This is a genomic window from Micromonospora sp. NPDC049060, assembly GCF_040649055.1.
In the GTDB taxonomy this organism is placed as follows: Bacteria; Actinomycetota; Actinomycetes; order Mycobacteriales; family Micromonosporaceae; genus Micromonospora; species Micromonospora reichwaldensis.
The window spans coordinates 56,866-63,136 of sequence record NZ_JBEZEV010000034.1 but is presented as its reverse complement, the minus strand read 5'-3'; the positions used below and the strand labels follow the sequence as shown (position 1 = coordinate 63,136).

Annotated in this window: 7 protein-coding genes; 3 read left to right on the top strand and 4 right to left on the bottom strand. The window is 70.9% G+C overall.

Going from position 1 to position 6,271, the window contains the following annotated elements; translation table 11 throughout:
- Positions 1-102: 102 nt before the first annotated feature.
- From ugpC to AB0B83_RS15105, 4 genes are read right to left on the bottom strand one after another with little or no spacing between them, the layout of a single operon-like run.
- Entirely contained in the window at positions 103-1,308 is a 1,206-nt protein-coding gene (gene ugpC / locus AB0B83_RS15120; RefSeq protein ID WP_357578697.1) for a sn-glycerol-3-phosphate ABC transporter ATP-binding protein UgpC, read from the bottom strand.
- A 9-nt stretch (positions 1,309-1,317) separates the two neighbouring features.
- On the bottom strand, positions 1,318-2,151 hold the full coding sequence (locus AB0B83_RS15115; protein WP_121400801.1) for a carbohydrate ABC transporter permease: 834 nt from the start codon (positions 2,149-2,151) through the stop codon (positions 1,318-1,320).
- 1 nt (position 2,152) lies between these two features.
- The gene (locus tag AB0B83_RS15110; RefSeq protein WP_357578696.1) at positions 2,153-3,151 is read right to left on the bottom strand and encodes a sugar ABC transporter permease; all 999 of its coding nucleotides are present in this window, start codon (positions 3,149-3,151) and stop codon (positions 2,153-2,155) included.
- A gap of 46 nt (positions 3,152-3,197) precedes the next feature.
- Positions 3,198-4,487 carry an ABC transporter substrate-binding protein gene (locus AB0B83_RS15105; RefSeq protein WP_357578695.1) on the bottom strand — a complete coding sequence of 430 codons (1,290 nt, stop codon included), beginning with the start codon at positions 4,485-4,487 and terminating at the stop codon, positions 3,198-3,200.
- 231 nt (positions 4,488-4,718) lie between these two features.
- Here AB0B83_RS15105 and AB0B83_RS15100 point away from each other — a divergent pair, with 231 nt between their 5' ends.
- The 3 genes from AB0B83_RS15100 (at position 4,719) to AB0B83_RS15090 (ending at position 6,246) form a co-directional block, all read left to right on the top strand.
- The gene (locus AB0B83_RS15100; RefSeq protein WP_357578694.1) at positions 4,719-5,297 is read left to right on the top strand and encodes a hypothetical protein; all 579 of its coding nucleotides are present in this window, start codon (positions 4,719-4,721) and stop codon (positions 5,295-5,297) included.
- Between the two features lie 194 nt (positions 5,298-5,491).
- Complete coding sequence (locus AB0B83_RS15095; protein ID WP_357578693.1) at positions 5,492-5,923, top strand: hypothetical protein; 432 nt, start codon at positions 5,492-5,494, stop codon at positions 5,921-5,923.
- 47 nt (positions 5,924-5,970) lie between these two features.
- The gene (locus AB0B83_RS15090; RefSeq protein WP_357578692.1) at positions 5,971-6,246 is read left to right on the top strand and encodes a hypothetical protein; all 276 of its coding nucleotides are present in this window, start codon (positions 5,971-5,973) and stop codon (positions 6,244-6,246) included.
- Positions 6,247-6,271: the final 25 nt, after the last annotated feature.

Genomic DNA, 6,271 nt, shown 5'->3' with positions numbered 1-6,271 from the left:
GCGCCCCCCCCCCCGGCCCGCGCGGCCACCCCCTAAACACTTGGGGTCCCCGGGGGCGGGGGGGGGGGGTGGGTTCGACCCACCCGCCCGTCTCGGCGTACGTCAGTCGGCGAGCGCGCCCGCCGCCCGTCCCTCGTGCAGGGTCAGGTTGCGCCCGTCGGACGGGTCGAACAGGTGGATCTTCTCCAGGTTGAACCAGACGCGCCGGGTCTGTCCCTCCTCGACCGGGGACTCGGCGGAGAGCCGGGTCACCAGGTTGGCCCCACCGCCGCTGAAGTCGGCGCCCGCGTCGGCCGCCAACTCCTCCAGTTCGGCGGCGCTGGCCCGCTCCCCCTCGACGCTGAAGTAGACGTACTTGTCGGAGCCCATGGACTCGACGATGTCGACGGGCGCCTCGAACTCCGCGCCCCGGCGGCGGGTGTCGTCGTCGATCAGCGCGGCGTCCTCGAAGTGCTCCGGCCGGATGCCGAGGATCAGCTCGCGCGGGGCGTCCGCCCCCTCCAGCTCGCGCCGGATCCGTTCGCCGATCGGCACGTCGCCCAGCGCCGTACGCAGCTTTCCGTCCTCGACGGCGGCGTGCAGGAAGTTCATCGACGGCGAGCCGATGAAGCCGGCGACGAAGAGGTTGCGCGGGTGGTCGTACAGCTCCTGCGGCGGGCCGACCTGCTGCACCGCGCCGCCCCGCATGATCACCACGCGGTCGCCGAGGGTCATCGCCTCGGTCTGGTCGTGGGTCACGTAGACGGTGGTGGTGCCCAGCTTCTTCTGCAGGCGCGACACGACGGTGCGCATCTGCACCCGCAGCTTGGCGTCCAGGTTGGACAGCGGCTCGTCCATCAGGAATGCCTTGGGCTGCCGGACGATCGCCCGGCCCATCGCGACCCGTTGGCGCTGGCCGCCGGAGAGGTTGGCCGGCTTGCGGTCGAGCAGCGCGGACAGCTCCAGGACCTTCGCCGCCTCCTCGACCTTCCGGTTGATCGTCTCCTTGTCCAGCTTCGCCAGCCGCAGCGGGAACGCCATGTTCTCCCGGACGGTCATGTTCGGGTAGAGGGCGTAGGACTGGAACACCATCGCGATGTCCCGGTCCCGGGGCGCCTTGTCGTTGACCCGCTGGCCGCCGATGCGCAGCTCGCCGGAGCTGATGTCCTCCAGGCCCGCGATCATGTTGAGGGTGGTGGACTTCCCGCAGCCGGACGGGCCGACCAGGATGACGAACTCGCCGTCGGCGATCTCCAGGTCGACGTCGGCCACCGCGACGGTCCCGTCCGGGAACTTCTTGCTCACCTTGTCGAGCACGATGTCAGCCATGAGTACCACCTATCCCTTGACTGCGCCGGAGGTCAGGCCGGAGACGATGCGGCGCTGGAAGAAGAGGACGAACAGGATGATCGGAACGGTGATCACCACGGCGGCGGCGCAGATCGCCCCGGTGGGGTCCTCGAACTGCGACTCGCCGGTGAAGAACGACAGCGCCACCGGCACCGTGCGCGCCCGCTCGGTGGAGGTCAGCGTGATGGCGAAGAGGAAGTCGTTCCAGCAGAAGATGAAGACCAGGATCGCCGTGGTGAACAGTCCCGGCGCGGCGAGCGGGGCGATGACCCGCCGGAACGCCTGGGCCTGCGTCGCGCCGTCCATCTTCGCCGCCTTCTCCAGGTCCCACGGGATCTGCTTGAAGAACGCCGACAGCGTGTAGATCGCCAGCGGTAGCGCGAAGGTGATGTACGGCAGGATCAGGCCCGGCCAGGTGTCGAAGAGGCCGAGCTGCCGCTCGATCTCGAACAGCGGCGACACCAGGGACACCTGCGGGAACATCGCGATCAGCAGGGAGACCCCGACCAGCAGCCGCTTGCCGGGGAAGTCGAGCCGGGAGATCGCGTACGCGGCCATGGCGCCGAGCACCACGGCGATCACGGTGGCGATCAGCGCGATGCCGATCGAGTTGACCAGGGCCCGGACGAACTGGTCGGTCTGGAAGATCGTCCGGTAGTTGTCGAGCGTCCACTCCTGCGGGATGAACTTCCCGTCGGTCAGGGTCGCCGGCGTCTTGAACGACAGCGACATGATCCAGAGCACCGGCACCAGCGCGAAGACGACCACGATGGCGTCGAGCAGGCCCCAGCGCAGCTTGGCCCGGGTGGTGGTGTCAGCCATCTCAACGCCTCTCCCCGTCGTCGCTGCCGGGGGCAGCGGTACCGAACAGCTTCACGAAGACGAAGGCGATGATCGCCACGGTGAGGAAGATCAGCACCGACATCGTCGACCCGATGCCGAGGTTCAGGCCCCGGATCAGGTTGTTGTAGGCGAGCATCGACACCGACGAGGTCTCGTTCCCGCCCGCGGTCAGCACGAAGATGTTGTCGAACACCCGGAACGCGTCGAGGGTGCGGAACAGCAGCGCGACCAGGATCGCCGGCTTCATCACCGGCAGCATCACCTTGGTGAAGCGCTGCCAGGAGGTGGCGCCGTCGGTGGAGGCGGCCTTGAGCAGGTCCTCCGGCACCAGGGCGAGGCCGGCCATGAGCAGCAGCGCCATGAACGGCGTGGTCTTCCATATCTCGGCCAGCATGATGATCGCCAGCGAGCTGGCCCGCTCGGTCAGGGGCGCGCCGTCGCTGAACAGGTTGGCCAGGTAGCCCGTGCCCGGCGTCCACGCGTACCGCCAGGAGAAGGCCGCGACGACCGTGACGATGCCGTACGGGATCAGCGCGGCGGTCCGCACGATGCCCCGGCCGACAAGCGTACGGTGCATGATCAGCGCCAGTCCCATGCCGAGCACCAGCTCGACGGCGACGGTGACCACCGTGATCAGCGCGGTGACCCCGAAGGCCGTCCACCAGAACTCGTTGGTCAGCACGGTGGCGTAGTTCTCCAGCCCGACGAACTGGCGCTCGGCGGGGAAGCGCAGGTCGTAGCGCTGCAACGACAGCCAGACCGAGTAGATGATCGGGTACGCCGTCACCAGCACCATGACCAGCGCGGCGGGTGCGCAGAGCAGCCAGCCCAGCCGGCGCTCGGCCTTCTTGTTCTCGCTCAGTGGGGCCTTGCGGCCCCGACCGGTGCGCTGGGCCGGCACCTTGGCGTCCCGGCCGGGGCGGGCGGCCGTCTCGTCGGCGGCCACGTCGGCGCCGGCCGGCGTGGCGTTGACGCTCATGCCGCCACCTCCGGGCGGTCGGCGTCGAGTCGCCGGGTGCGCTGGCTCACGGCAGGACCCCCTTCGATTCGAGGGCGTCGGCGATGGCGTCGCGCAGCTCGTCGGCGGTCTGCTCGGGCCGGATCGCCGACGGCGGCGACAGGATCGCCGACATGACGGTGGAGATGCTCTGGTACGCCGGGGTCAGCGGCCGGACCGCCGGCTCCTTGAGCTCTTCGAGGATGGTGTCCCGCATCGGGTACGCCTCGGCCATCTCCGGGTCGTCGTAGACCTTCTCGATGGTCGGCGGCACGCCGTCGTTGACGGCGGAGAACTTCTGGTTCTTCTCGTTGCGGATGCAGCGGGCCGCCTCGAAGGACTCCTCGGGGTGCTTCGAGTAGGCGCTGACCGCCATGTTGATCCCGCCGATGGTGACCTTGCTCGGGGTGTTCTCGTCGACGCCCGGCACGCGCGCCCAGCCGACCTGCTTCGCCAGCTCCGGGTCGGCCTCCTGCATCGCCGGATACACGAACGGCCAGTTGACCTGGAACGCGCCGTCGCCGGACTGGAACTCCAGCCGGACGGGGTCCTCGGTGGCGTTGCTGAACGACGGAGACGTCACGCCCGACGTGGCGAAGCGCTGGAGCTGCTCCAGCGCCCGCACGGTGCCCTCGTCCATGACGGCCTGCTTGCCGTCGTCGCTGAGGATCTTGCCGCCGGCGCTCTCGGCGAGGGTGTTGTAGAGGACGACGAGGCCCTCGTACTGGGCGCCCATGGTGAGCACCTGGTACGGCTTGCCCTGCTGCTTCAGCTCCTGGGCGGTGGAGATCATCTGGTCCCACGTCTTCGGCGGCTGCGGCACGAGGTCCTTGCGGTACCAGAGCAGCTGGACGTTGGTGTTCTTGGGCGCGCCGTAGAGCTTGTCCTCGTAGCGCGCCGTCTCCAGCGGGCCGGCGAGGGTGCCCTGCTCGACCTCGGCGCGGTCCTGCCCGGTCCACTCCCTGATCCAGTCGGCGCTGGCGAACTCCTGGGTCCAGGTCACGTCGAGGCCGAGGACGTCCATGCCGCTGTCCTGCGCGGCCAGCCGGCGGACCATCTGCACCCGCTGGTCGTCGGCCTGCCGGGGCAGCACCCGGTAGACGATCTTGTAGCGCCCCTGGGCCTGCGCGTTGCAGTCGTCGACGACCTTCTGCAGGTTCTGCTCCGGCGGGTAGTACAGGTTGATCGTGGGTGTGCCGCCGTCCCCGTCGGAACCGCAGGCGGCCGCCATCGGTGCCACCAGCGTCAACGCCGCGGCGGCAGCCACCGCGCGCACGCGTGGCCGCCGTCGGCGTCCGGCCTTGTCAGGGTCGCTCATCACCCCTCCCCTCGTGTCGGCCAAGGCCGGGGAGAGGCTCCGCGCCCCGGCGCACGGCGAGCCGTTCGGGCCGTCTGACCAGCGGTTCCGTCGCCCGGACGTTTCGTGGCCCCAACACTGCCCGACCTGCGAAGTTGCGAAACCTGACGCTGCTGGGACGGTGCCGACAGCACCGGCTGTGGCGCGGATCACCGCCGTGCGGGCCGGCCCGGTCGCCCGTAGGCTCGGCCGATGGACGCCACCTTCTTCCTCGACCCCGCCTGCCCGTGGACCTGGCGCACCTCCCGCTGGCTGGTGGCGGTCGCCGACGCCCGGGGCCTGCACATCGAGTGGCGGGCGTTCAGCCTGGCCATCCTCAACTCGGGCCGGGTGGCGCCGGAGTACGCCGACGCGATGACCGCCTCCAGCGGGGCGCTGCGGCTGGTGGAGGCGCTGCGCGCCGAGGGCCGCCACGACGACGTCGCCCGGTTCTACGCCGAGGTCGGCGCCCGAAGCCATGACGCGGGCAACCCGCTGTCGGCGAAGATCGTGGACGCGGCCGTCGAGGCGGCGGGCCTGGGAGCCGCCGCGCCGGCCCTCGACGACGACCGCTGGGACGAGGCGGTACGCGAGTCGCACGCCCTGGCGTACGCCTCGGCCGGCCCGGACATCGGCGCGCCGGTGCTCATGGTCCCGGGCGCCGAGCGGGGCATCCACGGCCCGATCCTGACCGAGGTCCCCGGCACCGACGACGCCCTGACGATCTGGGACTCGCTGCTACCCCTGATCCGGATGCCCGCCTTCCACGAGGTCAAGCGCGCCCGCCACTGACCTGCGGCGTCGCGCTCTCCCGGGCCCTGCGGCCACACCGTAACAAGATCGGTTCCCGCGGGACGGGGTCGGGCGGGGGGCGGGACGGGGCGGGGAGGTGGTGGCGGTGCGCCCCGATCGGTGGGTTCTCGCGCGAACCTCCCTCCACCGGCGGGCCGGTTGGGCAGGATCGTCCCCAACGAGGAGGTGCCGTCGTGCAGGACACCCGCGCTCTCGCCCTGACGTTCGAGGTGAGCGGCCTGCCGCCGGTGAAGACCGAGGCGCTGTCCATCTTCGCGGCCGGGCACCGGCAGGCGACGAGGGTCCGCGCCCTGCTCCAGGCGGCCCGCGCCGCGGCCCAGCGCACCGGCTGGACCCCGCTGTCCGGGCCGGTCGAGGTGGACCTCGTGCTGCGCTGCCCGCCCGGGCACCGCACCTCCGACGCCAGCACCCTGCTGGGCGGGGTGTGCGCGGTGCTCCAGGACAAGAAGCGGGTCGCCAGCATCGGCCTGGCGCACCTCGGCGTCCTGGTGGACGTCGCACTCTACGACGACGACCGGCAGATCCGCCGGCTGTCGTACGCGGAGCAGCCGGCGGAGGACTTCTCGTACCAGGTTCGGGTCGCCGCCGTACCGAACGTGGTTTGACCGACGGCCGCGGTGGGGTACCGCGGACGCCGACGAAGGGAGCGCCGATGTCGGAGCCACATGTCACGCTGGACCCTCGCGGGCTCGATCCCGTGCAGCAGAAGCTGCGGGGCCCGCTGGAAGACCAGCTGACCTCGGCGTTGCAGGCCGCCACGGAACGGGTCAGCGCCAGCTACGCCGGCGAGCCGGTGGAGCAGGTCTGCCAGCGGCTGCTCGACGAGACGCGCTCCGGGCTGCACCCCGACATCGCCGCCGGATTCAACCCGGACATGGACGAGTTCTGCCGGGTGGCGGTGGCGATCGTGCGCGGCGAGACCTCCTGAGAGCGTGCCCGACTGGCCGGGCCTT

Excerpts from the sequence above, each read along its gene's own strand:
- AB0B83_RS15100 (WP_357578694.1), top strand. The coding sequence starts at position 4,719 with ATGGACGCCACCTTCTTCCTCGACCCCGCCTGCCCGTGGACCTGGCGC.
- ugpC (WP_357578697.1), bottom strand. The coding sequence starts at position 1,308 with ATGGCTGACATCGTGCTCGACAAGGTGAGCAAGAAGTTCCCGGACGGG.
- AB0B83_RS15115 (WP_121400801.1), bottom strand. The coding sequence starts at position 2,151 with ATGGCTGACACCACCACCCGGGCCAAGCTGCGCTGGGGCCTGCTCGAC.
- AB0B83_RS15105 (WP_357578695.1), bottom strand. The coding sequence starts at position 4,487 with ATGAGCGACCCTGACAAGGCCGGACGCCGACGGCGGCCACGCGTGCGC.
- AB0B83_RS15110 (WP_357578696.1), bottom strand. The coding sequence starts at position 3,151 with ATGAGCGTCAACGCCACGCCGGCCGGCGCCGACGTGGCCGCCGACGAG.
- AB0B83_RS15090 (WP_357578692.1), top strand. The coding sequence starts at position 5,971 with ATGTCGGAGCCACATGTCACGCTGGACCCTCGCGGGCTCGATCCCGTG.